The 24,885-nt window shown below is 69.8% G+C and carries 23 protein-coding genes; 15 read left to right on the top strand and 8 right to left on the bottom strand.

Going from position 1 to position 24,885, the window contains the following annotated elements:
* Window positions 1-21 precede the first annotated feature (21 nt).
* The 3 genes from HBK84_RS11030 to HBK84_RS11040 are packed head-to-tail and all read right to left on the bottom strand — an operon-like array spanning window position 22 to window position 3,253.
* Window positions 22-477, bottom strand: a complete 456-nt coding sequence (locus HBK84_RS11030) for a holo-ACP synthase (RefSeq protein ID WP_129699753.1) — start codon at window positions 475-477, stop codon at window positions 22-24.
* Entirely contained in the window at window positions 474-1,619 is a 1,146-nt protein-coding gene (locus tag HBK84_RS11035) for an alpha/beta hydrolase family protein (protein ID WP_167318907.1), read from the bottom strand. Before HBK84_RS11035 ends, HBK84_RS11030 begins: the two co-directional genes overlap by 4 nt.
* Window positions 1,607-3,253: a hypothetical protein gene (locus HBK84_RS11040; protein ID WP_167318908.1), complete on the bottom strand. Its 1,647-nt coding sequence runs from the start codon at window positions 3,251-3,253 to the stop codon at window positions 1,607-1,609. The genes HBK84_RS11035 and HBK84_RS11040 overlap by 13 nt, the downstream gene beginning before the upstream one ends.
* A gap of 550 nt (window positions 3,254-3,803) precedes the next feature.
* Between HBK84_RS11040 and HBK84_RS11045 the strand changes: the two genes are divergently transcribed.
* From HBK84_RS11045 to HBK84_RS11060, 5 genes are all read left to right on the top strand, one after another.
* Window positions 3,804-5,063: a glycosyltransferase family 4 protein gene (locus HBK84_RS11045; RefSeq protein WP_131333603.1), complete on the top strand. Its 1,260-nt coding sequence runs from the start codon at window positions 3,804-3,806 to the stop codon at window positions 5,061-5,063.
* Window positions 5,064-5,114: 51 nt separating this feature from the next.
* The gene (gene gmd, locus HBK84_RS11050) at window positions 5,115-6,155 is read left to right on the top strand and encodes a GDP-mannose 4,6-dehydratase (protein ID WP_035964951.1); all 1,041 of its coding nucleotides are present in this window, start codon (window positions 5,115-5,117) and stop codon (window positions 6,153-6,155) included.
* Window positions 6,156-6,214: 59 nt separating this feature from the next.
* On the top strand, window positions 6,215-7,216 hold the full coding sequence (locus tag HBK84_RS11055; protein ID WP_167319209.1) for a GDP-L-fucose synthase: 1,002 nt from the start codon (window positions 6,215-6,217) through the stop codon (window positions 7,214-7,216).
* Window positions 7,217-7,356: 140 nt separating this feature from the next.
* Window positions 7,357-7,563: a hypothetical protein gene (locus HBK84_RS12920; RefSeq protein WP_240918991.1), complete on the top strand. Its 207-nt coding sequence runs from the start codon at window positions 7,357-7,359 to the stop codon at window positions 7,561-7,563.
* Between the two features lie 10 nt (window positions 7,564-7,573).
* Window positions 7,574-8,035 (top strand): zinc-binding dehydrogenase, encoded by a 462-nt coding sequence (locus HBK84_RS11060; RefSeq protein WP_240918992.1) that lies wholly within the window; start codon window positions 7,574-7,576, stop codon window positions 8,033-8,035.
* Here the strand turns inward: HBK84_RS11060 and HBK84_RS11065 are convergent.
* The 3 genes from HBK84_RS11065 to HBK84_RS11075 form a co-directional block, all read right to left on the bottom strand.
* Window positions 8,022-8,171, bottom strand: a complete 150-nt coding sequence (locus HBK84_RS11065) for a phosphatase PAP2 family protein (RefSeq protein ID WP_167318909.1) — start codon at window positions 8,169-8,171, stop codon at window positions 8,022-8,024. The two genes, HBK84_RS11060 and HBK84_RS11065, sit on opposite strands and share 14 nt — an antisense overlap.
* Window positions 8,172-8,411: 240 nt before the next feature.
* Window positions 8,412-9,671, bottom strand: a complete 1,260-nt coding sequence (locus tag HBK84_RS11070; protein WP_064845616.1) for a lipopolysaccharide biosynthesis protein — start codon at window positions 9,669-9,671, stop codon at window positions 8,412-8,414.
* A complete protein-coding gene (locus HBK84_RS11075; protein WP_167318910.1) occupies window positions 9,665-10,519 on the bottom strand; it encodes a glycosyltransferase family 2 protein in 855 nt (284 codons plus the stop codon). Before HBK84_RS11075 ends, HBK84_RS11070 begins: the two co-directional genes overlap by 7 nt.
* 376 nt (window positions 10,520-10,895) lie before the next feature.
* On the opposite strand from HBK84_RS11075, the gene HBK84_RS11080 reads away from it, so the two are divergent.
* The 7 genes from HBK84_RS11080 to HBK84_RS11110 all read left to right on the top strand — a co-directional run bounded on the left by HBK84_RS11080 (window position 10,896) and on the right by HBK84_RS11110 (window position 19,238).
* On the top strand, window positions 10,896-11,540 hold the full coding sequence (locus HBK84_RS11080) for a YveK family protein (RefSeq protein WP_167318911.1): 645 nt from the start codon (window positions 10,896-10,898) through the stop codon (window positions 11,538-11,540).
* The gene (locus HBK84_RS11085; RefSeq protein ID WP_167318912.1) at window positions 11,537-12,799 is read left to right on the top strand and encodes a hypothetical protein; all 1,263 of its coding nucleotides are present in this window, start codon (window positions 11,537-11,539) and stop codon (window positions 12,797-12,799) included. Before HBK84_RS11080 ends, HBK84_RS11085 begins: the two co-directional genes overlap by 4 nt.
* Window positions 12,800-12,839: 40 nt before the next feature.
* Entirely contained in the window at window positions 12,840-14,489 is a 1,650-nt protein-coding gene (locus HBK84_RS11090) for a hypothetical protein (protein WP_167318913.1), read from the top strand.
* 80 nt (window positions 14,490-14,569) lie between these two features.
* Complete coding sequence (locus tag HBK84_RS11095; RefSeq protein ID WP_085106563.1) at window positions 14,570-15,106, top strand: putative colanic acid biosynthesis acetyltransferase; 537 nt, start codon at window positions 14,570-14,572, stop codon at window positions 15,104-15,106.
* A 5-nt stretch (window positions 15,107-15,111) separates the two neighbouring features.
* Window positions 15,112-16,227 (top strand): glycosyltransferase, encoded by a 1,116-nt coding sequence (locus HBK84_RS11100; protein WP_167318914.1) that lies wholly within the window; start codon window positions 15,112-15,114, stop codon window positions 16,225-16,227.
* A gap of 127 nt (window positions 16,228-16,354) precedes the next feature.
* The gene (serA, locus tag HBK84_RS11105; RefSeq protein WP_167318915.1) at window positions 16,355-17,551 is read left to right on the top strand and encodes a phosphoglycerate dehydrogenase; all 1,197 of its coding nucleotides are present in this window, start codon (window positions 16,355-16,357) and stop codon (window positions 17,549-17,551) included.
* Window positions 17,552-17,609: 58 nt separating this feature from the next.
* A complete protein-coding gene (locus tag HBK84_RS11110; RefSeq protein WP_167318916.1) occupies window positions 17,610-19,238 on the top strand; it encodes a DASS family sodium-coupled anion symporter in 1,629 nt (542 codons plus the stop codon).
* Between the two features lie 172 nt (window positions 19,239-19,410).
* Here the strand turns inward: HBK84_RS11110 and HBK84_RS11115 are convergent, their stop codons facing one another.
* On the bottom strand, window positions 19,411-19,995 hold the full coding sequence (locus HBK84_RS11115; RefSeq protein WP_162229868.1) for a Dps family protein: 585 nt from the start codon (window positions 19,993-19,995) through the stop codon (window positions 19,411-19,413).
* 501 nt (window positions 19,996-20,496) lie between these two features.
* Here HBK84_RS11115 and HBK84_RS11120 point away from each other — a divergent pair.
* The gene (locus HBK84_RS11120; RefSeq protein WP_240918993.1) at window positions 20,497-20,757 is read left to right on the top strand and encodes a hypothetical protein; all 261 of its coding nucleotides are present in this window, start codon (window positions 20,497-20,499) and stop codon (window positions 20,755-20,757) included.
* A gap of 52 nt (window positions 20,758-20,809) precedes the next feature.
* Complete coding sequence (locus HBK84_RS11125) at window positions 20,810-22,858, top strand: NADPH-dependent 2,4-dienoyl-CoA reductase (protein WP_167318917.1); 2,049 nt, start codon at window positions 20,810-20,812, stop codon at window positions 22,856-22,858.
* 167 nt (window positions 22,859-23,025) lie between these two features.
* Here HBK84_RS11125 and HBK84_RS11130 read toward each other — a convergent pair whose 3' ends face one another.
* On the bottom strand, window positions 23,026-23,757 hold the full coding sequence (locus HBK84_RS11130) for a hypothetical protein (RefSeq protein WP_167317864.1): 732 nt from the start codon (window positions 23,755-23,757) through the stop codon (window positions 23,026-23,028).
* A 281-nt stretch (window positions 23,758-24,038) separates the two neighbouring features.
* On the opposite strand from HBK84_RS11130, the gene HBK84_RS11135 reads away from it, so the two are divergent.
* Complete coding sequence (locus HBK84_RS11135) at window positions 24,039-24,884, top strand: DUF3662 and FHA domain-containing protein (RefSeq protein ID WP_167318918.1); 846 nt, start codon at window positions 24,039-24,041, stop codon at window positions 24,882-24,884.
* Window position 24,885 lies beyond the last annotated feature (1 nt).

Raw genomic sequence — 24,885 nt, forward strand, 5'->3', positions numbered from 1 at the left:
GCGCGGTGGTCTGGCCTCCGGTCAGGGCTGGGGTGAGCGGATGGCCAGGGCCACGGCCATCGCGAAGCCTCCGTCGTGGGACGTGCTCACGCTCCACGCCCCGAGTCCGGCGCCGCGGGCCAGGCGGGCGGCCGTGCCCCGCAGTTCCACGCGAGGGGCACCGTGGGCGTCCGAGCGGATCATGATCTGGGGCCAGGCCACGGCGTCGTCGGCGCTCGGGCGCAAGACCTTCAGCACGGCCTCCTTGGCCGCGAAGCGCCCCGCCACGGACTCCGCCGCGAGCGGGCGTCCGTCCGGACGCGTGAGGTCGGCGATCTCCTCGGGCGCAAACAGTGCCCGCAGGTACCGCTGCCCGCGCTGCGCGAGCGCTTCGGCCACGGGCGCGACCTCCTGCAGGTCGCAGCCCACGCGGGGTACGCCGACGACGCCGTCCCCTGCCTCGGTCCCGCGTGTCACGGCCACGGGCGCGCTCGTCATGACGAACTCCGTGAGGTCACGTCCTCGAATGCCGAGGGCACCGACGGCTGGGGCGAGGTGTGCTTCACGCCCACCCGATCGGCCCAGCGCCCGAGGGCGACCGTGGCCGCGGGGGTCCAGCACGGGAACTCGTGGCCGCCGTTGCACTGGCCCGCCTGGCCGTACTCGGTGTACTGGTAATCCACTCCCTGTGACTCGAGCTCGCGCGCCATGGTCACCGTGGTGTCCTTCAGAGCGGGTTCGATGTCCCCCTCCTGGCCGTTGCCCCGACCGGCGAAGAGTTGCACGTGGACATTCTTGAGCTCTCCGCTCCGGACCGCGGGATCGTTCGCACGCCACTGTTCCTCGGTCGTGACCGAGCCGTTGCCGAACACCGAATCGGTGCGGCCCGTGGCCTCCTGGGATCCCGTGGCGATCGTCTGCTTGGCCTCATCCGAGGACAGGTCCAGCAACCCGGACAGGCTCACGGCCTCCCCGAAGAGATCGGGACGTTGCTCGGCGTAGCGCATGGCGCCGTACCCGCCCATCGAGTTGCCGATGATCACGCGGTGCTCGCGGTCCGCCCTGGTGGACAGGTGCTGATCCACCCACGGGACCACCTGGTCCAGGTGGAATGTCTCCCAGTTCTGCGTGAGTTCCTCCTGGGACGCCCAGTCCGAGTACCAGCCCACCTTGCCCCCGCTCACGATGACAGTGATCACGGGCAGACCCTGGGTGAGCTGCTCGGCCTGACCCGCCTCGTACCACTGCAGGGCAGGGGACTCCGTGGCACCGCTGCCCGGGAGGAGATACACCACCGGGTACTTCTTCGCGGGGTCGTAGTCCTGCGGGGTGATCACCACCACCGAGTTGCGCCCGCCCGGGGCCTCGGCAGAGACCTGGTCCGTGCTCACCGCGAGTTCCGCGGCCCGCTCCGAGAGCCCCCGCGCACCCGTCACGGTGATCCCGTGGGACGGTTGCGTGAGTTGCTGCGGGTCCGCGAAACCCACCTGGGACAGCGCGGCGTCGTCGAAACCCAGGCTCTCACCGGAGGAGGACGGCGCGTGGTCGCCGGACCCGCCGGCCGCGCAGCCGCTCAGCAGCACGGCCGTGAGGGCGCACCCGGCGAGCGCGCGGGCGCTGCGTGTTCTCAGACGGCGCACGGGACGACCACCTCGGCGGGTGAGGGGCTCAGGCCCAGGGCGGCGTCCACGATCTCGAGGGCCGTGAGGCGTGAGGCGTGGGCCTGGAGGGAGTGGTCCAGGGCGGGCACGTGGGCCACCCTGATCCGGCGGCCCTGGCGCTGCAACCGGGCCAGACCCTCCTCCCCGCGTTCCTGCTGGAAGAGCAGACCGTCCTCCGGCCCGAAGTAGAACGTGACCTCGGCGCCCCGGGACGCGTACTCCATGACCACCTCGGGAACGTTGGGGATGTTGCGCCGGCCCAGCACGAGCCACGCGATGTACGGCATGCGGCGGCGCACCCGGTCCTTGGCGCGCGTGCGCCAGCTCGTGGTGACCTCCACGTCGCTCATGGTGCGCAGCTGTTCCAGCACGGCGTCCACGTCCCAGTTGCGATAGAGCTTGTCGTAGTAGCTCTCCGCCGCGCGCCACGCCACGTTGTTGAGCACCACGCGGGTGGTCATGGCGCTCGTGGGCGGGGCCATGGCGACCAGCCAGCCGCCCACGCACAGCCCCACCCCGGTGACTTTTTCCCCGGTGCGCTCGGCCAGCCACGCGGCACCCAGGTCCAGGTCCGCCACGCCCTGCCCCGTGTAAGGGTTGATGTCCTTGACCTCGTCCAGGCCAGCGGCGTCACCGCAGTGGTGACGCTCGATGCGCAGCGCGGGGACACCGCGCGCGGCGAGTCGGCGTGCCTGCACGGTCCACAGTCCCGTGGGCCCGTCCTTGGGGTCCGCGGACGGCGGTGCGAGCACCACCGCGCCGGCCCCGGTGCCGTCGCGGCCCACGGGGTGGGTGTAGGAGGCCGGCAAGTGGTCCGGGCCCAGCTCCAGCAGGTCCTCCTGGACCTCCGCGCCGAACTCCGCCACATGGAAGCACGCGGTCGTCGTGGGACGCCAGCCGCTCACGTCCACCCAGTCCTCCCTGTGGGACGTCGTGGGGACGGAATCGTCCAGTCGACCCACGAGGGCGGCGATCGCCTCCGGACTCGCCTTCGCGTAGATCGCGGCCACGCCGTATAACTTCTTGGCGATGCGCCGGTCCTCCTCGCGCACCGTGATCAGACCCGGGGTCTTGATCTTGCGGGGATCCGGTAGGGCGCGGATGGCCGCGGCTTCGGCGTCGGTGAAGTGTGCGCCGCCGATCTCCACGCCGTCGGGGACCTCAGGCGGCAGGATCAACCCGCTCGTGCGCCGCAGGCCCGTGTACTGGCGCATGTAGACGGCGCCCGAGACCGGTTCCCACAGCACGCGCCGATCGAACGGCAGGGGTGAGGTCGCGAGCACACCCGCACCGATGCGCAGCCCGATCCCGTGCACGGGCAGATCAGGTCCTACGAGCTCCCGCGCGGCACTGTGGGCCACCGCGAGGTCCTCGTGCCACACCTCGAGCGGGTTGCTCAGGGCCGGACGCGCACCGGATTCGGAGGTCCCGCTCCACGCCAGGCGGATCACGAGCCACCCGGATTCCGCGGCGCGCGCGGCCACGAGGCGCATGCTGCGGTGACTCACGACCTCCTCGCGCGCCAAGGCCGGCGCCACGATCACGGCGCCGCGCACACGATCGTCCGCGGGGCCGTGGACCCACGCGTGGATGGTGTGGTCGTGGTCCGTCAAGAAAGTTGCCTGCCCGGCAATACGCATGAAATCTCCCCCAGTTCTGCTCCGGTGCGCCTCAGCCGCGCCCCTTCGCACGTCCCCCGTGGTGATGGGTGCCCTCTCGAAGACCGGGCCCCACCCCGAAGTGCGGATCGATGCCCCGAACTCCGCGTCACTTTCGCGTTCCCCCGCGGGAGTCGTGCATGTTTGCACTCATAAAGCATAGCCAGGGAGACACCGGTCGTGACCGAGATTACCGTCCCCTAATGTGTGGTTTTACATCAAGATCACTGTTTTTCGCGCTCCCACCTGAGGTGATACCCACGTGTACCTATATGAGCCCACACAGAATTGTCATCACTGTGGTGTTAGGTGCTTGTGCACACGATTATGATGGCAAACGTCGGGACACGCGGGATTCGTGTTTCGGCGACATTCACCGCTCCCGGTGGGACAGCCATGAGGCATTGCTGCACCACGTGGCGCGGAGGCGGACTGGGGAAGTCCGCCCATTCGGGAAAAGCGGCAGCGGCTGAGCTGTTCCGCTTTTCATGGGGGAGGAGATAGCGTGGCAGCACGCGTCCTGATCATCGGACTCAACTATTCACCGGAACACACGGGCATCGCCCCGTACACCGCCGGCATGGCTCGCGCGCTGCGCGAGGAGGGATGGGACGCCCGGGTCATCACGGGTCTCCCGCACTACCCGCAGTGGCGCGTCCACGAAGGGTATTCGCACCGCCGCGCCGCGCACGAGGAGATCGACGGCGTACCCGTCCTCCGCGTGCCGCACCCCGTTCCCCACGACGCCGGACAGCTGCGCCGGCTGGGAATGGAGATCGTCTTCGGTCTGCGTGCCGCGACCGCCGCGTGGGGCGATCCCGACGCCGTCGTGGTCGTGAGCCCCGCCCTGTTCTCGTCGGCGATCGTGCGGGTGCGCGCCGCGCTGAGCCGCACGCCGGTAATCGCGTGGGTGCAGGACATCTACACCGCCGGGCTCACCGAGACTGGCGCGGCGAGCGGACCCGTGGCGCGCGTCATGCGCGGTATCGAGAGCACCTTCCTGCGCTCGTGCCAGGGGGTGGTCGTGATCCACGACCGCTTCTCGGACTACCTGCGCCGCGAGATGGCCGTGCCCGCGCGCCGGATCAGCACCGTGCGCAACTGGACCCACATCTCCCAGACCCCCTCGGTGGACACCGACGAACTACGGCGTCGTTTCGGGTGGGGCGCGGGCGACGTCGTCGTCCTGCATACGGGCAACATGGGGGCCAAACAGGACCTCGCGAACGTCGCCGCGGCCGCGGACGTTGCCGAGCGCACGGGAGCGCCGCTGCGGTTTGTGCTCGTGGGCGGCGGGCACCAGCGCCCGCAGCTCGAGGAGCTGGCCCGACGCACGCCGCGCTTCGAGGTCCTGCCCGGGGTCGACGACGAGACCTACGCCGGACTGCTGCGCGCCGCGGACGTCCTGCTGGTCAACGAACGACCGGGGCTCAAGGAGATGTGCGTCCCGAGCAAGCTCACGAGCTACTTCACCGCTGGCCGTCCCGTGCTCGCGGCCGTCGAGGCCGAGAGCCCGTCCGCCGCCGAGCTCGACGCCGCGGACGCGGGCATCCGTGTGGCGCCCGGGGATCCCGAGGCACTCGTGGCGGGCGCCCTACAACTGCACGAGGAGTGGATCGCGACCGGCGGCGCCACGCACCGCGGCGGACGCCGCTACGTGCGCGACGTCCTCAGCGCCGGCGCCGCGGTCCGCGCCTTCAGCACCGCGCTGCGCGCACTGCTACCCACCGAGACCACCGCACCTGCGGCGGCACTGCATTCCTGATCGGCCGGGACACCCGTCCCGACGTACCACGTCACACAGGGGAGACCACTCATGACCAAGAAAGCACTCATCACCGGCATCACCGGGCAGGACGGTTCCTACCTCGCGGAGCTGTTGCTCGCCAAGGGCTACGAGGTCCACGGCCTGATCCGCCGCGCGTCCACGTTCAACACGTCCCGCATCGACCACCTGTACCAGGACCCGCACGACCCGCAGGCGCGGCTGTTCCTGCACTACGGCGATCTTTCCGACGCCGCCCGTCTGGTCACGCTGCTGGGCGAGATAGACCCGGACGAGGTCTACAACCTCGCGGCCCAGTCGCACGTGCGCGTGTCCTTCGACGAGCCCGAGCACACGGGTGACACCACGGGCCTCGGCACCGTGCGTCTGCTCGAGGCCGTGCGCCGCGCCGGGGTGAAGTGCCGCTTCTACCAGGCCTCGACGTCCGAGCTGTTCGGGGCCACTCCCCCGCCGCAGAACGAGGACACCCCGTTCTACCCGCGCTCCCCGTACGGCGCGGCCAAGATCTACTCCTACTGGATCACCAAGAACTACCGCGAGGCGTACGACATGTTCGCCGTGAACGGGATCCTCTTCAACCACGAGTCCCCGCGCCGCGGCGAGACGTTCGTGACCCGCAAGATCACGCGTGCCGTGGCCGCGATCGCGGCGGGCAAGCAGGACCTGCTCTACATGGGCAACCTGGACGCCGTGCGCGACTGGGGCTACGCGGCGGAGTACGTGGAGGGCATGTGGCGCATGCTCCAGGTGGACGAACCGGAGGACTTCGTGCTGGCCACGGGCCGCCCGTCCACGGTGCGCGAGTTCCTGGAGACCGCGTTCGAGCACGCCGGGCTGGACTGGGAGAAGCACGTCCGCTTCGACGACCGTTACCTGCGCCCCACCGAGGTGGACGCGCTCATCGGTGACCCGTCCAAGGCCGAGCAGAAGCTCGGGTGGAAGGCCACGGTGCACGCCCCGGAGCTCGCGCGGATCATGGTGGACGCGGACCGCGCTGCCCTGGAGTGCGCCGGTTCCCCGTGGATCGACACCGTGTCCGAGCGCATCTGGACGCCGGAGCACGCGGCGTGAGCGCGGACGTGGCGAACCGCCGGGACACCTCTGCCGGCCAGGAGCACTGGCCGCACACGGTGAGCGACCCGGCCGATGCCCGCACGACCGACGACGTCGCCTACACCCCCGGCGCGCTGGACCGCTCCGCGCCGTTCTACGTGGCCGGTCACCGCGGTCTCGTGGGTTCCGCCATCTGGCGTCACCTCCAGGACGAGGGTTTCGAGAACCTGATCGGTGCGAGCTCCCGTGAGCTGGACCTGCGGGACCGTGCGGCCGTGGAGGCGTTCATGGCCGAACACAGGCCGCGCTACCTCGTGCTCGCGGCGGCCAAGGTGGGCGGGATCGGCGCGAACAATTCCCAGCCCGTGGACTTCCTGTCCGACAACCTGCGGATCCAGCTCAACATCCTGGACGCCGCACGCACCGCGGGCGTGGAACGCGTGCTATTCCTGGGCTCCTCCTGCATCTACCCCAAACTCGCGGAACAACCGCTGCGCGAGGACTCGCTGCTCACGGGGTACCTGGAGCCCACCAACGACGCCTACGCGATCGCCAAGATCGCCGGCATCCTGCACGTGCAGTCGATGCGACGCCAGTACGGGCTGCCGTGGATCTCCGCGATGCCCACCAACCTCTACGGCCCCGGGGACAACTTCTCCCCGTCCGGCTCCCACGTGCTGCCCGCCATGATCCGCCGCTACGACGAGGCCGTGCGTGCCGGTGACACCGAGATCACCAACTGGGGTTCGGGTTCACCGCGGCGCGAGTTCCTGCACGTGTCGGACCTGGCCACGGCGTGCCTGTACCTCATGGAGCATTACGACGGGCCCCAGCAGGTCAACGTGGGCACCGGCGAGGACGTGACCATCAAGGAACTCGCCGGCCTTGTGGCCTCGGCCACCGGGTACGAGGGCACCACCTCGTGGGACACCTCCAAGCCGGACGGGACGCCCCGCAAGCTGATGGACGTCTCCCTGTTGCGTTCGCTGGGCTGGTCCGCCTCGATCGACCTGCCCACCGGGCTCGACGACGCCGTGGCCTGGTACCGCGCGAATCGCGAGCAGGCGCGGGGCGCCTGAGCGACCGGATGCCCCACTTGATGCGGGGACACTCCGTGTGATGAAGGGACACTCCGTGTCATGGGCGAACTCTTCGCATGATGCCGTGACGGCCCGCGCGATGCGGGTCATCTCCGCTGCCCCGCGGGGATGGCCGCGGCGTGCCGACCGCAAATAGCATGGGAGCCCGGCGTTCAGAGCCGAGCGCCCTGCTCGAGAAGGCGTCCATGAACATCCACGCCTACGTGGTCGATCACGTCGATGCGCCGTTCCGGTGGGAAGAACTCACCGTGGACGAGTCGGGTCCCGGTGAGGCGGTGGTTAAGATCGTGGCCACGGGCCTGTGCCACACGGACCTGAACACCTAAGCGGGCAAATATGCCGCTGCCGCTGCCCGGAGTGCTGGGCCACGAGGGTGCCGGGATCGTCACGAAGATCGGCCCGGGCGTGGAGAACGTGGCCGTGGACGAGTCCGTTCCCCTGGAACTCGCGGGCCCCCTCGCGTGCGGTATCACCACCGGGGCGGGAGCCGTGCTCAACACCGCGAACCCCGCCCCGGGTGAATCCGTGGTGGTCTACGGTGTGGGTGCCGTGGAACTCGGGGCCATCATGGCAGCCCACAATTCGGCCGCGGCCACGATCATCGCGGTGGACCTGCATGACTCCCGCCTGGAGCTCGCCCAGCGCTACGGGGCCACGCACGGGATCACCTCCCGGAAGGAGGACTCGCTGGAACGGATCCGGGAGATCACCGGAGGGGCAGCGGATTACGCCATCGAATGCACCGGTGTGATCGCCGTGCTCGAGGAGGCCATCGAGGCGGTGCTCACGCTCGAGTGAGCTCCGCCCGCCGCGCCGCGGGACGCCACGCGTCCACGCCCACGACCAAGCCCAGGATCGCGATCGCGAGCAGCATCGAGGCCGTCACGTCCGTGAGCCAGTGGTACCCCAGGTAGAGCCGACTGAACGCGACCACCCCGATCAACACCACCCCCCGCCGCGGCCACCCACCATCGGGTGAGCGGGGAGCGGGAGGGGCGCAGCGTCGTCGTACCCGTTGCGGCCTCAAAGGACGACGCCGCCGCGGGACCCGCCGCCGGTGACCGCGGGCTCGTCGAGACGCCCGCGCAGGAACGTGGACCGGCCGGTCGCCGGGGTCGAGGTGGTCATGGCGTCATGCTGCGTCCGCAGACCGGGAACGGGTTGTGCGTTGGCCCTATGCCACCAGGAGCCAGCAGCCCGCCAGCCCAATGGTCGAGAGGACCGCAGCCACCAGGAACGACCGCCACGGCGCACTGCGACCCACCAGGACGTATGCGACGAGGACCACGGCGAACTCACGGATGACCAGCAGCGTGGCCGCGAGGTGCAGGTCGAACGACGCGACCCATGCGATCAGCGCACCGAAGACCACGCCGATCACCGGACCCACGAACGTCTTCCAGGCCGCACCGGTGCGCACGAGCAGCACGGAGGCCGCCCAGGACAGCACTACGGGGAAGGACACCATGGCGATGAACGGCACCATGGACATCGCGGGTTTCCAGTCGCCACCCAGCAGGGGCGTGAGGACCACGCTCGCCGTGAGGGCGATCAGCACGCACGCGAAGGCGAGCATGAGCGCGCGCAGCAACAAATGGTCACTCGCACTCCGGATCTCCTCCGGGGTCTCCTTGTCCGCGATCCCCACGCGCACCACGTTCGCGGTGGACGCGGCCAGGGCGTCCCCCGGGGCGCGGCCCACGGCGCTGCCCGCGGTGTAGGTACCGAGGACGGCGGTGCCGGCGAACACGGCCATGAACAGTCGCTCGGCCTGGCCCTGGAACCAGGACACCAGCGCGTAGCCGGACATCGTGCCCATGTCGGAGAGGATCGAACGCTCGCCCGGAGTGGAGTGCGGCAGGGGCTGGGTGTTACGGCGCGCACGGCGCCAGCACAGCAGGGCGAACATGCCCTCCGTGACGGCCAGCTGCAGGGCCGGGCCCAGCAGCGAGTGGGTCAGCACCAGGATGGTCCCGCCCACGAGCAAACCCACGAGGGAGGCCCGCAACTGCATCCGGGCCAGGGTCCCCCACTGGTTGGTGGCCTGCAGCGTGCCCACGTACAGCAGACCCAGGGCCCCGAAACCGGGCGCGAGCGCCACGGGCAGCACCTGGAAGAACTCGCCCCAGTTCTCGAGCGTCCCGTTGTGCAGCAGGAACAGCATGAGCCCGGTAAGGATCACGAAGGCCAGGACGGGCATGATCACCCGGTAGCGGTTCATGATCTTCATGCCCCCGGGTTCGGTCAGCACACGGATCACCGCGAACCGGGCCCCGGAGTCGATCGTGACCTGGATGGCCGTGTAGAGCAGGGTCACCACGTTGTAGATTCCCACGTAATGCGGGGACGTGAACGCGGCGAGCGTGAGGATCACGATCGCGGAGGACATCCGCGGGATCGCGCGCTCAATGAGCGACTTGATCTGGTTCAGCATGCCGGTGCCGGGATGAGGGTGGCGGCTCTCGCCAACTGACGCCGCGTGTAGTGCCGCGTTCCGGGGCGCACCCCGGCCACGATGGCCTCGAGCTGTTCCCGCGTGCCCCGGATGGATCCGGGGACCCCGCCGTTGGCCTCGAGCCACGGCCGCCCGGAGGCGTGGGCCCACGCGGTCCACGCGCGCCGGATCTCGGGGTCGGAGACGATGCGCTCCAGGTAGGTGTCCGAACTCGACAGCTGGCTCTCACTCAACCGGTAGGCCACCACGGGGGTGGCCAGTTTCACGATCCGGGCCCCGGCGCGCAGGGCGTCGAGCCACAGGACGTAGTCCTCCGCGGTGTTGGGTCGCGCGTAGGCGTCCGCGGCCACGAGCGCCTCCCGGGTGGCGAGCATGCTCGAGTGGAACAGGGGGTTGACGAACGGCAGCAGCAGCCCGATCTCGCGGGTCGTGAAACTGCCCGGGTACCCGGGGCGCGGGAGCATCCCCCGACCGAAGCGGATCCCCGTGCCGCACACGATGTCCGCGTGGCGCACGGCCCGGAAGCCCACCCGGAAACGCCACGGCAGGGAGATGTCGTCCGAGTCCATGCGGGCCACGAGCTCGCTGTCCGTGGACTCCAGGGCCCGGCGCATGCATGCCACGGTCCCCCGGTTGACGGCATCGGTCCGGACGACGACGCGGCGGTCCGTCACCCGGCGGGCCGCACGTTCGGTCTCGGCGTCCGGGCCGTCCACGGACACCACCAACTCCGCGTCCCGCGGCATGGCCCGCAGCGTGGAACGCATGGCGCTCTCCACGGTGGCACCCGACCGATAGGCGGGCATGATGACAGTAAGCCTGGGCATGGTGGTCCTCTCCCCCGTCACCACATCCCACTCCACCCGTCGAGGCTCCCCGGAGTGAGAAATTGCTGACAAATTCTTTGTCATATAAACAATAGATCAACATGGAGGCTATCATGGTTACAGGCATCCGCGGCCCAGGGAGACGGCACACCGGTTTTACCCCCGGTACCATGCGGATGTAGCGGGCTGTAGGGGTTGTTTCCAGGGGGTTCTGCGAACCGTCCACGGGAATTTACAACCCGCGGATCGAAGTCAATCCTGTCCCCTAAACAGGGGTAATTAGATAAAGATTAGTCCACATTCAGGACGACAAATTTAATCAAAGAGGTGTGCTCTCGTCGGGCTGACGGGAGCACAGAGGAAATTGGGGGATCACGTGTCTTCACGTGCACGCAACACTGTTGCCAAATTCTTGGCCGTCGTCCTGAGCACCATCGTGCTCGGCGCGCTCGTCGGAGGGCTCGCGGCGGCGCTGCGACCACAGACCTACACATCGACCACCACCGTGATGGTGACCCCGGCGCAGAACCTGCCGAGCGGTCAGACCGAATCTGTGTCGCAGTACATCCTGAGCAACATGCCCACGTACACCAACCTGGCCATGACCTCGAGCGTGCTCAACGAGGCCGCGGATCACGACCGGAGCACGGACGACATCGCCAAGGACCTCTCCGTGGAGGTCCCCACCGGCTCGAGCCTCGTGAAGCTCGCGTACACGGACACCAACGGTCAGCGCAGCGCGGCCATCGCCGATGACCTCGCGACCGGCCTGCGGGACTCCATCCGGCAGTTCTCGCCCCAGAGCGAGGGCATGTCCCAGGTGGACGTGGCCATCGTCCAGCAGGCGGAGGCCGCCACGTCCGACAACAAGCCCAGCGTGAAGCGTTGGGCCCTGATCGGCTCCGGGATCGGGGCCGTGGCCGGCATCGCCCTGGCGCAGGCACTCGGACGGCGACTCGGCTCCCACCGGCACCCGTCCGGAGCCACCGCGGTGAACCGCTCGAGCTACTCGGCGTCGTGAACTGGCAGCGTGCCGTCACGTTGGACCGGGTCCCGGTCCTGACACTGATCCTCTTCCTGCTGGTCAGTTGGGCGTCCACGGTGTACTTTCTGGACCACTCCGTCGTGACGATCCCCAGCCCCTTCACACCCGTGTGGGGTGCCTACGACCACGAGGACGCTGCGCGCCTGGTGTCCTGGGCGATCGCGGGGCTGATCCTGGCCCTGCTGGTCCCGCTCCCGGGGGCCACGGTCTCCTGGCGTTCGCTCATCCACACGGTGGGTGCCCAAGTGCGGTCACTGTCCTGGCTGTGGTTGCTGGTCACGTTCGGGACCCTGGCATTGATGATCCTCACCAAGGGTCACTACCTGCTGGAGGCGCCCCGGTACCTGGAGTTCGTGGCACCCGCACCGCTGGTCTCGGCCGTGAGCGTGGTACAACCGGCGGCCGTGTTGGCGGCGGGGTTCCTGTCCGTGAAGCATCCCACGTTGGCACGGGTGGCCATGGTGTTGTGGCTCGTGGTCCTGTTCGCGTGCGCCACGCGGGTGTTCGCCGGCGTCATCCTGCTCTACATGGTGGGCAAGTTCCTGGCAGGCGGCAAGATGTCCTGGTTGGGCTGGCTCGGCACGGCGATCATCACCGTGATCCTGCTGCCCATCCCGCTCTACTGCCGTGAACTGAACATGCACGGGTTGATCCCCTACGCCCACGCGATGGAGAAGATCCTCCAGGACCCCGCATTCTTCGGGAAGTCCCTGGTGACCACCACGAGCAGTTTCGGGTTCAGTGTCCCGCTGTTGATCTTCGTGAGCCGGCAGCAGGGGATCACGGCGTCGGACATGCTCATTTCGCTCAACCCCGGCCCGGGATCCATGGTGGGCTGGTACGACATCCTCTTCCACATGCGCGTCCACGAGTTCATCCCGTATTCCGCACTGGGTGAATGGGCCAGCTTCGGCGGGTTCGTACTCCTGCTCTTCACGCTCGTGTGGGCCCTGGTGGTGCGTATCTGCCTCAAGAGCGTGGCGTCCAACCCCCACCCCACCATGGTGCTCTTCCTCTCCGCGGTGCTGGGCATGTCCTTGCTCATGGTCGTGATGATCACGCAGTACAACACGCGCGCCGTCAGTCGGATCGTGTCCATGATGATCCTGGTGACCGTCCTGGACCGCCTCGTCCGGCCCTGGACCGCGCGCTATCTGCAGCGCCGGTCCGCGCGGCTCGCGCGATGGCACCGCGCGGACGGGGTGCGTGAGGATGCAGTCATCGATGCGGGATGAGCGGGCCCCGTCACGGGGAGTCTCCGTCACGCGCCGCGGTTTGTTCGTCCTGACCGGATCCGCGGCGGTCCTGCTGGCCGCGTCCTGCGGGGAGGATCCGGACCGGACCACGTGGACGCGGGGCGCGGATTCCCTGCCCGACCGGCAGGTCTGGGCGCACATGGTGCCCCAGGGGCTGCCGCTGAGCGAGGATCCGCAGACCCACTACGGCAGCGAGCGCCCACTCTTCCTCGCCCCGGCGGGCACGCCCTACCCGCAGCTCGTGCAGTCGCAGCTCGACCAGGCCCGGGCCGCGGGTCTCACGGGGATGCAGATCCTGCTGCTGGAGGACGTCAATTCCGGTGACGACTTCGTCACCGACTGGATGGCGGCGGCGGACCCGACCTGGCAGGACGGGGCCCGCGGTTTCGCGGTCGCCGCGTGCATCCAGGTCACGTCCCGCTCCGGGGCCGAGTCCCTGATCAGGGAGTACGTGGCCGCGGCGAAGGACCGCCCGTCCGCCGCGCGGATCGACGACGCGCTGGTCGTGTGGGTCTACGACGCCCGTGCGCTGTCCCCCGACGACTGGCTCGCGTGCCGCCGCGGTCTCGAACGGGACGGGATCGCCGTCTACGTCGTGGCCGAGCTGCGCACCGCCGCGAGCCAGAACGACAATGCCTTCGATGCGGCCGCCGTGGACCCGTACGCCGGACTCTTCGAGGCGGTGTGGCTCTTCGACGACCACGACTCCATGATCCTTCCCGACGTCGCCCGCTGGGCCCGCGAGCACGACACCGCGTTCGCAGGCGGGATCCTGCCCGGGTACAACCGGGAGACCACCAACGGCGGGTACGTGGATGCTCGGGCCACCGAACTGTGGCGCTCCCAGTGGCAGCTGCAACGCGACGCCGGCGCCGGGTGGGCCACCGCGGTGACCTGGAACGACGTCGTGGAACGCACGGCCGTGCAACCGACCACCGACTGGGGCACCACGCGCGCGGACCTCACGGCCCACTTCGCGGCGCAGTTCCGCGGCGAGACCCCGCCCACCCGGGACCCCGTGGGCTACGTGACGTCCCCCCAGTTCCTGATCGAGGGTCGTAACGTCCTGGCGGAGGGCCTGGCGATCAACCACGGCGCGGAGCCCGTCCGGGTGCGGGTGCGCGTCATCGCGCGGGACGAGCGCGACCTCGCGAGCTCCGACCCCGTCACGGTCGCCGCAGGCGAAGCCGGGGCGGCGGTGCTCGATCGCGGAATCGAGGCGGACGCCGGGAGCTGGGTGTACGCCGTCGTGGACGTCACGGACGGAACCGGGCGAAGACTCAGCAGCACCCGTGGGGCGCCGGTCGTCGTCTACGCGCCCGAGGACCCGGCCGTCCCGCAGCCCGCCCGCCGCACGTACTACTCGCTCGCCTCCGCTCGCAGCGCGGCGTTCACCGACCTCGTGGCGCCACCGCCCCGCGACGCCGACGCCCGGTCCCTCCGGCTGACGGCGCGCGAGCCCGTGCGCTCGCTCGAGGTGCTGCACAACACGTGGCCCGCCGGCCTCGCCGTGGGGCAGCAGGACGTGGCGTACGAGGATCCGCCGCAGAGCATCGTGGGCGGGCAGGACGTCGCCACCCCGGCGCACGGCTTCACGGTCGCGCGCGCCGTCGGGCAGGACGGCAGCATCGCGTATTCCACCCCGGTGTACCGCCGGGACGACCCATGAGAAGACCGCCGAGGCACGCACCTCGGCACGCAGACCACGACCATCGCACCGCCATCGCGGTCCCGGGCAAGGGAGAGACCATGACACACACGACGAGACGCCTGGCCACCTTCACCGGCCGCGGCTACGACAAGGGCCGGGGAACGCTGCAGTGTGCCGCGTGGGCCCTCGTGGCGGAACCGCTGCAGCGGTCCGTCCTGTGCCCGCCGAGTGTACGCACCCGCATCCTGCGGGCCTTCGGCGCGCAGATCGGGGAGGGCACACTGATCCGCCACGACGTGCGGATCCACTGGCCGTGGAAACTGGCCGTGGGCGAGAACTCGTGGATCGGCGTGGGCGCATGGTTGCTCAACCTGGAGCCCATCACGATCGGCTCGGACGTGTGCGTGTCGCAGGGCGCCATGCTGTGCACGGGCAGCCACCGCGCGGACGACCCGGCCTTCGAGTTCGACAACGCCCCCATCACCGTGGCCGACGGCGCATGGATCGCCCTGCGAGCCACCGTCCTGCGCGGCGTCACGGTGGGCGAGGGCGCCGTCGTGGGAGCCACCGCGCTCGTCACGCGGGACGTCCCGGCCGGGGCGCGCGTGCTCGCCCCCGTGGCCACGAAGGCGTGAGCGGCATGCGGATCCTGCAGGTCGTCGCCCTGGTCTCGGGCACCAACGCGTACGGCGGGCCCACCACGGTGGCCCTCAACCAGTGTCGTGCGCTCGCCGACGCCGGACACGACGTGATCCTCGCCGCGACCGGCTCCGATCTGGGCGCGCCCCTGCCCACCGAACGCGACGGCGTGCGCACGCAGCTCTTCCGTCCCGTCCAGGCCCTGCCGGGTGCGGGTTTCGCGGGTCTCACATCGCCGGCCATGCTGTCGTGGCTGCGCCGGGTCGCGCCGACCGCGGACGTGGTGCACGTGCACACGGCGCGTGACCTGCTGACCCTGCCGGCCGCGTGGCTCGCGGAGCGCGCGGGCACCCGAACCGTCCTGCAAACCCACGGGATGATCGACCCGTCCGAGAATCCCCTCGCGGGGCCCCTGGACGCCCTGCTGACCCGGCGGGTGCTGCGGGACGCGCACCGGGTCTGCTATCTCACCCCTCAGGAGGAACAGGACCTCACCGAGGTCGCCCGCGGGCCCGTGAACCTCATGGAACTGCACAATGGGATGCCCGTATCCTCGCGCCCCCGCGTGCCGCGGGAAGACGACGAGTGTCGCGTGCTGTTCCTCGCGCGTCTGCAGGATCGCAAGCGTCCGCTCGCGTTCGTGGCCGCCGCGCGATCCCTGGCCGAGCGGTTCCCGCGCGCCACGTTCACGCTCGTGGGCCCGGATGAGGGCCAGGGGGACGCGGTGCGCGCGGCGATCGCGGCCGCGGGCCTCGGCGAGCGCCTCTCGTGGGCCGGCCCGGTGGACTCCGCGGGCGCGGCGCGGTGGATGGCGGAATCGGACGTGTACGTCCTACCCTCCGTCCACGAGCCGTACCCCATGTCGGTTCTCGAGGCCATGTCCGCGGGACTGCCCGTGGTCGTGACGGACACGTGCGGGCTCGCGCCCACGGTCGCGCGAACGGGGTCCGGCGCGGTCGTGGACGACACCCAGCCACCCCTCGAAGATGCCCTCGCGCAGCTGATCGCCGATCCCGAGCGGCGACGGCGAGCGGGTCGGGCGGCCGCGGACACGATCGCGCGCGAGTACGGGATGCGCGCCGTCGTCGAGAAGCTGCTGGGCGCGTACCGGGACTGAGCGGACGGCGCGGTCCCGGAGGACGACGCCGCCGGGTCACCCCGCGCGCGAGCGCCGCGCTCGGGGGTGACCCGGAATGCTACGTCGTGAAACGGGGCGCCCGCGCCCCACCCCATAGGATGGACGGGTGAAGGCCTTACTGCTCGAGAACATTCATACCGACGCCGTCGACTCGCTGCGTAGCCGCGGCTTCGAGGTGGAGACCCGCAAGGGTGCCCTGGACCCGCAGGAACTGATGGCCGCGCTGGACGGCGTGGACCTGCTGGGGATCCGCTCCAAGACGCGCGTGACCCGCGAAGTGTTCGAGGCGCACCCCACCCTCAAGGCCGTGGGTGCGTTCTGCATCGGGACCAACCAGATCGATCTCACCGCCGCCACGGACACCGCCACGGCCGTGTTCAACGCGCCGTACTCCAACACGCGTTCCGTGGTGGAGCTCGCGCTGGGTGAGATCATCGCGCTGGCGCGTCACCTCACGGACAAGAACTCCGCGATGCACCAGGGCGTGTGGGACAAGACCGCCAAGGGCTCCCACGAGGTGCGGGGCCGCACCCTGGGGATTGTGGGCTACGGCAACATCGGCAAGCAGTTGTCGGTCGTGGCGGAGGCCTTCGGGATGAACGTCTACTTCTACGACATCGTGGACCGCCTGGCCATGGGCAACGCGACCAAGTGCGATTCCCTGGAGCAACTGCTGAACACGGTGGAGACCGTGACCCTGCACGTGGACGGGCGCGAGAGCAACACCAACATGTTCGGCCGGGAGCAATTCCGCCAGATGCGCCCCCGTTCCCTGTTCCTCAACCTGTCCCGCGGTCACGTGGTGGACATCGAGGCCCTGCGCGAGGCCCTCGTCTCCGGCCACCTGGCCGGGGCGGGCCTGGACGTCTACCCGTCCGAACCCAAGGTCGCCGGCGAGGCGTTCGAGTCCCCGCTGCAGGGGCTGCCCAATGTGATCCTCACCCCGCACGTGGGTGGTTCCACGGCGGAGGCCCAGGAGAACATCGGCGGTTTCGTCTCCGGCAAGCTCATCGACTACTGCCGCTACGGCACCACGAGCCTGTCCGTGAACTTCCCCGAGGTGCAGCTGGACCCCCACATCCACGGCACCCGGTTGCTGCACATCCACAGCAACCTGCCCGGCGTGCTGGCTCGCGTGAACGCGGTGCTCGGCGAGCACGGGATCAACGTGGACCGCCAGCAGCTCGTGACCAAGGGGCAGATGGGCTATCTGGTCACGGACTGCGGCAACGGTGTCACGGAGGACGTGGTGGCGGCCGTCAAGGCCCTGCCCGAAACCATCCGGGTGGCCACGGTCAGCTGAGCCGCGCTGCCGTACGCTGGGATGACCGACCTTTTCCCCACAACGATGTGGAGACATCATGAGTCACCCGGCCGTACCCGGCGCGCACCTGCAGAACATGGACCCGGACCCTCACCGCGGTGAGGAGGTGGACTTCCAGTCCCCGGGCGAACGGGCGGAGGCGGAGAAACCCCGCACCCGCACCGTCCGCTGGATCGGCCTGGCGGGCGGTCTGTTGCTCGCGGTGCTCATCTACACCCTGATGCCGCAGGACGTCCCCCACGCCGCCCGGCTCACGGCCGCCACGGCCGTGCTCATGGGCGTGTGGTGGATGACCGAGGCCCTGCCGTTGCCCGCGACCGCCCTGGTCCCCCTGGTGGTGTTCCCCACGCTCGGCACGGACGTGAAGTTCGACACCGTCGGGGCGTCCTACGGCAACAACGTCATCTTCCTGTTCATGGGCGGGTTCCTGCTCGCGCTCGCGATGCAGCGCTGGAACCTGCACCGGCGGATCGCCCTGCTCACCGTCAAGGTGATCGGTACCAAGCCCACACAGATGATCGCGGGGTTCATGGTGGCCACGGGCTTCCTGTCCATGTGGGTGTCCAACACCGCGACCGCCGTGATGATGCTGCCGATCGGCGTGTCCGTGCTGCTGCTCGTGACCAAGATCGGTTCCGGTGCCGACGCCGCCCAGGGCACCTCCGCCGCGCCCGCACGGGAGGAGATCGAGCCCCAGGACGACGAGGTCAAGGGGGAGATCGTCAAGTCCAACTTCGGCACCGCGCTGATGCTCGGGATCGCGTACGCGGCGTCGATCGGTTCATTGGGAACCATCATCGGCACCCCGCCCAACACCCTGATGGCCGGCTACCTCTCGGACGCGCACGACATCACGATCGGTTTCGGTCAGTGGATGCTCGTGGGCGTGCCCCTGGCCGTGGTGCTGCTCGCGCTGTGCTGGGTGCTGCTGACCAAGGTGTTGTTCAAGCCCGAGATCACCGAGATCCCCGGCGGCAAGGAACTCATCAACGACGAACTCGCCAAGCTCGGCCCTATGTCCCCGGGTGAGAAGCGTGTGCTGACCATCTTCGTGCTCGCCGCGCTGTCCTGGGTCTTCGTGCCGGTGCTCTTCGCGGATCCCATCATCTCCGACGCCGGCATCGCCATGGCCGTGGGGCTGCTGCTGTTCCTGTGCCCGGCCGGTGCGGCACCGGGCGTGCGCCTGCTGGACTGGGACTCCGCGGTCAAATTGCCGTGGGGCGTGCTGTTGCTGTTCGGCGGTGGCCTGGCCCTGTCCGCGCAGTTCTCCACCTCCGGGCTCACCGAGTGGATCGGCGAGCGCGCCCAGGGTCTCGGCGGACTGCCCGTGGTGTTGCTCGTGCTCATCATGGCCGGCGGCATCCTGCTGCTCACCGAGCTCACGTCCAACACGGCCACCGCGGCCACGTTCCTGCCCGTGGCCGGCGGTGTGGCCATGGGGATCGGCGTGGACCCCATGCTCCTGGCGATCCCCGTGGCGCTCGCCGCCACGTGCGCGTTCATGCTGCCGGTGGCCACCCCGCCCAACGCCATCGCGTTCGGTTCCGGGTACGTGACCATCGGGCAGATGATCAAGGGCGGGATCGGGCTCAACCTGATCGCCCTGGTCCTGATCACCGCCACGACCATGACCCTGGGCGTGTGGGTGTTCAACCTGGCGTTCTGACCCGCGGTCGCCCATCCGGCGACGACGGCGCGACGCCGCCTTAGCAGGGTGACCGCAAGCGGCGTCGTCGTTCTCCAAGGCATACGACAGCGTGCGGCGGCACCCGACCGCAGAGGAAGGACCCCCGGACCCGCATGATGCGGATCCGGGGGTCCTTCTACTACATGTGTGGTTACTTCTTTTTGGCGACCCGGCCGCGCTTGACGGCCTTGGCGGCGTCCTTCTCCGTGCGGGCGGCGGAGTTCTCCAGCACGCCGGAATCGGACTCGATGTGCGAGCGCATGAACCACTGGAAGAGCTCGAGCCCGCGGACCTGGGCGATCAGCATGTCCTCGGTGATGGGATCCACGTCGCTGATGCGGGCCAGGGCATCCCGATGGTCGGTGATGACGCCGTCGTAGACGAGGTCCAGTGCCGCGAGGTGCTCCACGCCGGAGGCGCGCTGGACGTCGTAGTCGTCCCACGTGCGCTCGGCCACGATGGCGCCGGGCAGACCGTTCGGCGGCACACCCAGGGTGGCCATGCGCTCGGCGAGCTCGTCCACGTACCCGCGGACCTCCTCGATCTGCGGGTCCAGCATCTCGTGGACGGAGATGAAGTTGGGACCCACCACGTTCCAGTGGGCGTGCTTGAGGGTCAGTTGCAGGTCGTTGAGCGCGTGCAGCCGCTGCTGCAGGATCTCGGCCACACCGTGGCCCTGCTCCGTGGTGAGACCCGGAACGGTGTAGTTGGCGTTCTTCGTGGATTTCTTGGCCATGACAACCTCCTCGTGGGGCGGTGGTCCCGGGGTGGAACCACGCCATGCCGTCTTATTTTGATGTATTCAGAATAACAAGGACGCGAGCATTTCACCAGGGGTCACTCGGGAGCCACCGCCCTGGGGCGCTCGTGGCCTGGGGGTGCCCGGAAGATCGGCCAGACGGTGCTCTGGCTCCGGAGCGCCTCTACGGTGCTCTGGCTCCGGAGCGCCTCTACGGTGCGGCGGCACGACACCCCGCTGACGGAACGCGAGCGGGAATCCGCGAGCGGCCCGGATGCGGGTTGTGAACTCCGCCTGAACCGACCCCTCGACCCATCCCGCCGCGGACGCCGAACGGATCGGGGGTTTCCTGCTGAACTGGTTCCCGCCGCGCCACACCGAGAAGTTACGCCGGACCGACCGGGACACCGTGCGCATCCTGGGTGGTTACATGCGGGGCACCGCTGCGGTGGTGGTGATCGAGATGCTCGCGATCGCGGTCTGCTGTGGTTGCTCGGTGTGCCGCTCGCGACCCCGCTGACCATGCTCATGTTCCTGGGAGCGTTCATCCCCATCGTGGGCCCGATTGTCGCCGCAGCGCTGGCCGCTCTCGTGGCCCTCGTGACCACGGGACCGTGGGCCGCGCTCGTGGTGCTGCTGAGCATCGCGCTCGGCACGCTCGTGGACGGCGTCGTGGGCGCCGCCCTGGCGGTACCCCCTCACGGCGGTGGCGTGGTCCGTGGTCCAGTTGTGGCTGCCACGGCCCGGTCGGATTGGTGATCCAGCTCACGGGCTCTAGGGTGGAAGAAATACCTGAGACCTGGAGTATCGGATGAGTTCCTATCCCCATCTTCTGTCCCCGCTGCGCGTGGGGTCGCTGACCCTGCCCCACCGCGTGATCATGGGGTCCATGCATACCGGCCTCGAGGAGGTCCCGGGCGGTGAGCACGAGCTCGCGCGGTTCTACGTGGAACGCGTGCGCGGCGGCGCCGGGCTGATCGTCACGGGCGGGATCTCCCCCAACCCGGAGGGCGCTGCCCGCCGCGGCGGTGCGCACCTCAGCCGCGAGGACCAACTGGGCCCCCACCGCACGGTCACGGACGCGGTACATGGCGAGGGCGGGCTGATCGCACTGCAGCTGATGCACAGCGGACGGTACGCGATGCACGAAGATGCCGTGGCGCCGTCGGCCATCCGCGCTCCCATCAACAAGGTCACGCCGCGCGAGCTGAGTACGGCGGAGGTCGAGCGCACGGTCGAGGACTTCGCGAACGCCGCGCACCTCGCGCAGCGCGCGGGTTACGACGGCGTGGAGATCATGGGCTCCGAGGGATACCTGATCAACGAGTTCCTCGTGGCCCACACGAACGAGCGCACCGACCGGTACGGCGGGTCCGACGCCGCTCGCCGCCGGTTCGCCACCGAGATCGTCCGGCGCGTGCGCGAGGCCACGGGCCCGGACTTCCTCATCATGTACCGGCTCTCCGCGCTGGACCTCGTGCCGGACGCCCAGCAGTTCGCGCAGGTCCTGGAGCTCGGCCGGGAGATCGAGGCCGCGGGGGCGTCGATCATCAACACGGGGATCGGGTGGCACGAGGCCCGGATCCCCACGATCGCCACGAGCGTGCCGCCCGCGGGGTTCACATGGGTCAGCAGGGCACTGCGCGAGCACCTGAGCTTACCCGTGGCCGCGGTCAACCGGATCAACACCCCGGAAATCGGGGAAGCGGTGATCGAACGCGGGGACGCAGACCTCGTGTGCCTGGCCCGCCCGTTCCTGGCGGACCCGCAATTCGTGGCCAAGGCCCGCGCGCAGCGCCCCGCGGAGATCAACACGTGCATCGCATGCAACCAGGCGTGCCTGGACCACACCTTCTCGGGCCGCCGCATGTCATGCCTCGTGAACCCGCGCGCGATGCGCGAGGACGAGCTGGTGCTGGGCCCCACGCGCACCGCGGAGCGGATCGCGGTGGTGGGTGCCGGACCGGCCGGGCTGGCCTTCGCGGAGGCTGCGGCGCAGCGGGGTCACCGGGTGACCCTGTTCGAGGAGCAACCGGAGTTGGGCGGCCAGTTCCAGTTGGCGCTGCGCATCCCGGGCAAGGAGGACTACGCCCACACCGTGCGCTACTTCAGCACGCGCCTGGCCGAGCTGGGGGTCACCGTGCGCACGGGGCACACCGCCACCGCGCAGGACGTGGCCTTCGCGGACCGCGTGGTCGTCGCCACCGGCGTGACCCCGCGCGTCCCCGGCATCCCCGGGGAGGACGGCCCCACGGTGCTCGGGTACAAGGACGTCTTGGCCGGCGCCCCCGTGGGTGAGCGCGTGGCGGTCGTCGGCGGCGGCGGGATCGGTTTCGACGTCGCGCACTTCCTCACGCACGACCCGCACTCCGACTTCTACACCGAGTGGGGAGTGGACCGCTCGCTGGAAGCGCGGGGCGGGTTGCTCGCCCCGGCGCCGTCGAAACCGAGACGGCACGTGACCCTGCTGCAGCGCAGCGCCGGTAAGCCCGGAGCGCGACTGGGCACCACCACGGGGTGGATCCACCGCGCCGAACTGCGCATGGCGGACGTGGAGTTCGTAACCGGGGTGCAGTACGTGCGGATCGACGAACAGGGCGTGCACGTCCTGGCACCCGCGCAGCGGGATGCGTCGCAGACCGGCCACCCGGACACCGGGGACCGGATCGAACGGATCATCCCCGCGGACACCGTGGTGCTGTGCGCGGGCCAGGAACCCCGCGCCGAGCTCGCCCGGGAACTCGCGGGAGAGAACGGGGAGCGCCCCGTGCACGTGGTGGGCGGCGCGCACGTGGCGGCGGAACTGGACGCGAAACGCGCGATCCGTGAGGCCGTGGAACTGGCCGCGTCGCTGCCCTGATACGGCGTCGCAGTCACGACGCGATCACCGAGCGCCCCGCTGTCAGTGTGCAGCGGGGCGCTCGGTCAGCGGCTCATAGGGGCGTCCCCGGTGATCCGCCCCCGCCTCCTCCCCACGAAGCGACAGGCGTGGGTGGCAAGACGGTATGTAAGCGGCGCCCCGGGACGTCAGCGCGCGGTGACGCTGCCGTTCTGCACGTTGACCGTGTACTCCTTGTCCCGGTTGTCGATGTCGAGCTCGACTTCCCAGCGCACGACGTCGTCGTCCTCGTCCAGGGAGGCCTCGTCCAGCACCTTGGTGCCCGACTCGGACTCGGCGGACTCGAAGACCCGCTTGATCGCGTCCTTCGCGCCCACGGACGCGGCACGCAGCTCGGCCACGTCGTCCTCATCCGCGCGGCCGTCCGCACGGTCCTCCTGGACGTTCTTGCCCGTGCCGTCCACCGTGACCTGGTGGGCGTTACCGTCCGCGATCAGGTCCACCTCAAACTTGTCCGCGCGGCGGTCGTAGTCGATCTCCACCACGTCACCACCCTGGTGCTGGGCCAGCGCGGAGTCAACGGCGGCCAGCGCGGCCGCCTGCCCGCCGTTGACGGCCGGGCCGGACGCCGAACCGCTCGGGCTCGCGCTGCCGGACGCGCTGCTCATGGGCGAGGCGCTCTCGGACGGCGAGGCGCTGTCCGTGGCGGACGCGGTGTCGGACGGGGATGCACCGGTCGCGTCGGGCGTGGTCGCGTCCTGCGTGGTGCCGGTGGCCGCCGCGGTGGCGTCCCCGGCGCCCTGGGTCGCGTCGTTCTGCGCGGGGGCCTGGTTCTGGGTGGTGTTCCCGCAGCCCACGAGCAACGAGGCGCTCAGCAGTGCGGCGGAACCGAGGGTCAGGATCTTCTGGGGTCGCTTCATGGTCCCGAGTATCGCCCGCCCCGGGGGACCGGGTCGAGGGTCCGTCGGTAGAAGTCGCAGTGTGTTGACCACCCGCGCTGCACCGCGGTACGCCGCGACGCGCCGGGCCGGCCACCGCGTCCTGCCCGGCCGGGCGCGCTCCCAGCGGGATCACGCGCGCTGTCACCGCCCACTCAGCCTGTCCGGCTACTATTCTGAACACTGTCCATGACCGTGTGTACCGCCGCCCCCTGCGGTCGCACGCCGCGCAGCGCCACTGGCTGACCGAGGAAGGAGGCGGGATGGGTTTCTGGACCGGGCTGGAGAACGGGATCGAGAAGGTGGTCCGCACCGCCTTCACCGCGGGTTCTCGCAAGCGGGTCGAGGCCGTGGAGATCGCAAGCGCCCTGCGCCGTGAACTGGACCAGGAGTCCTTCACCGTTCCCGCGGGCCGCACCATGGCACCCAACGTCTTCACCGTGGAGTTCTCCGACGACGACTTCCCCCGGGCCCAGGAATGGGGCGTCCAACTGGCCGAGGAACTGTGCGACGTCGTCATCCGCCACGCGCGCTCGCAGGCCTATACCCTGCAGGGCGCGGTGCGCGTGAGCTTCACGCGCCAGTCCGAACTCGAGGCCGGCCACTTCGACATCCTGTCCTCGTTCGAGCGCACAAGCACACCGGAGGTTCCCGCGGACGCCGGGACCTCCGCGCGCGCACCCCAACCTCCGGCGCCCGCCCCGCACGCCCGCCCGCGCGATGACCAAGCCGCTCATTCGGCCGACGACAACGCTGCGGGCCACGTTCCCGGCGGCTATCACGACCCGGTCGACGACCAGGCCGGGTTGCAACCGGTGCCCGTGATCCAGGTGGGCGCCGAACGTTTCACGCTCAACGCGGACCGCGTGAGCGTGGGCCGCTCCGCGCAGGCGGACGTGACCGTGGAGGACACGGGGGTCTCCCGCGAGCACCTCGAAATCCGGCGCCAAGGGGACCATTTCCTGGCTGTGGACCTCGGTTCCACGAACGGTTCCTATGTAGACGGCCAGCGGATCCAGGGCAGGGCCCAGCTCGTGGACGGTTCCGTGATCACCGTGGGGCGCACCAGGTTGACCTTCCGACTGATGCTCCCGAGGGAGAGGCGCTGAC

The sequence above is a fragment of the Kocuria sp. KD4 genome, assembly GCF_011769905.1.
In the GTDB taxonomy this organism is placed as follows: Bacteria; Actinomycetota; Actinomycetes; order Actinomycetales; family Micrococcaceae; genus Kocuria; species Kocuria marina.

What these genes read in the sequence shown, in the direction of transcription:
- HBK84_RS11030 (WP_129699753.1), bottom strand. Translation starts at nt 477, where the DNA reads ATGACGAGCGCGCCCGTGGCCGTGACACGCGGGACCGAGGCAGGGGAC.
- HBK84_RS11070 (WP_064845616.1), bottom strand. Translation starts at nt 9,671, where the DNA reads ATGCTGAACCAGATCAAGTCGCTCATTGAGCGCGCGATCCCGCGGATG.
- HBK84_RS11110 (WP_167318916.1), top strand. Translation starts at nt 17,610, where the DNA reads ATGAGTCACCCGGCCGTACCCGGCGCGCACCTGCAGAACATGGACCCG.
- HBK84_RS11135 (WP_167318918.1), top strand. Translation starts at nt 24,039, where the DNA reads ATGGGTTTCTGGACCGGGCTGGAGAACGGGATCGAGAAGGTGGTCCGC.
- HBK84_RS11060 (WP_240918992.1), top strand. Translation starts at nt 7,574, where the DNA reads ATGCCGCTGCCGCTGCCCGGAGTGCTGGGCCACGAGGGTGCCGGGATC.
- HBK84_RS11125 (WP_167318917.1), top strand. Translation starts at nt 20,810, where the DNA reads ATGAGTTCCTATCCCCATCTTCTGTCCCCGCTGCGCGTGGGGTCGCTG.
- HBK84_RS11130 (WP_167317864.1), bottom strand. Translation starts at nt 23,757, where the DNA reads ATGAAGCGACCCCAGAAGATCCTGACCCTCGGTTCCGCCGCACTGCTG.
- HBK84_RS11095 (WP_085106563.1), top strand. Translation starts at nt 14,570, where the DNA reads ATGACACACACGACGAGACGCCTGGCCACCTTCACCGGCCGCGGCTAC.
- HBK84_RS11075 (WP_167318910.1), bottom strand. Translation starts at nt 10,519, where the DNA reads ATGCCCAGGCTTACTGTCATCATGCCCGCCTATCGGTCGGGTGCCACC.
- gmd (WP_035964951.1), top strand. Translation starts at nt 5,115, where the DNA reads ATGACCAAGAAAGCACTCATCACCGGCATCACCGGGCAGGACGGTTCC.
- HBK84_RS11100 (WP_167318914.1), top strand. Translation starts at nt 15,112, where the DNA reads ATGCGGATCCTGCAGGTCGTCGCCCTGGTCTCGGGCACCAACGCGTAC.
- HBK84_RS11115 (WP_162229868.1), bottom strand. Translation starts at nt 19,995, where the DNA reads ATGGCCAAGAAATCCACGAAGAACGCCAACTACACCGTTCCGGGTCTC.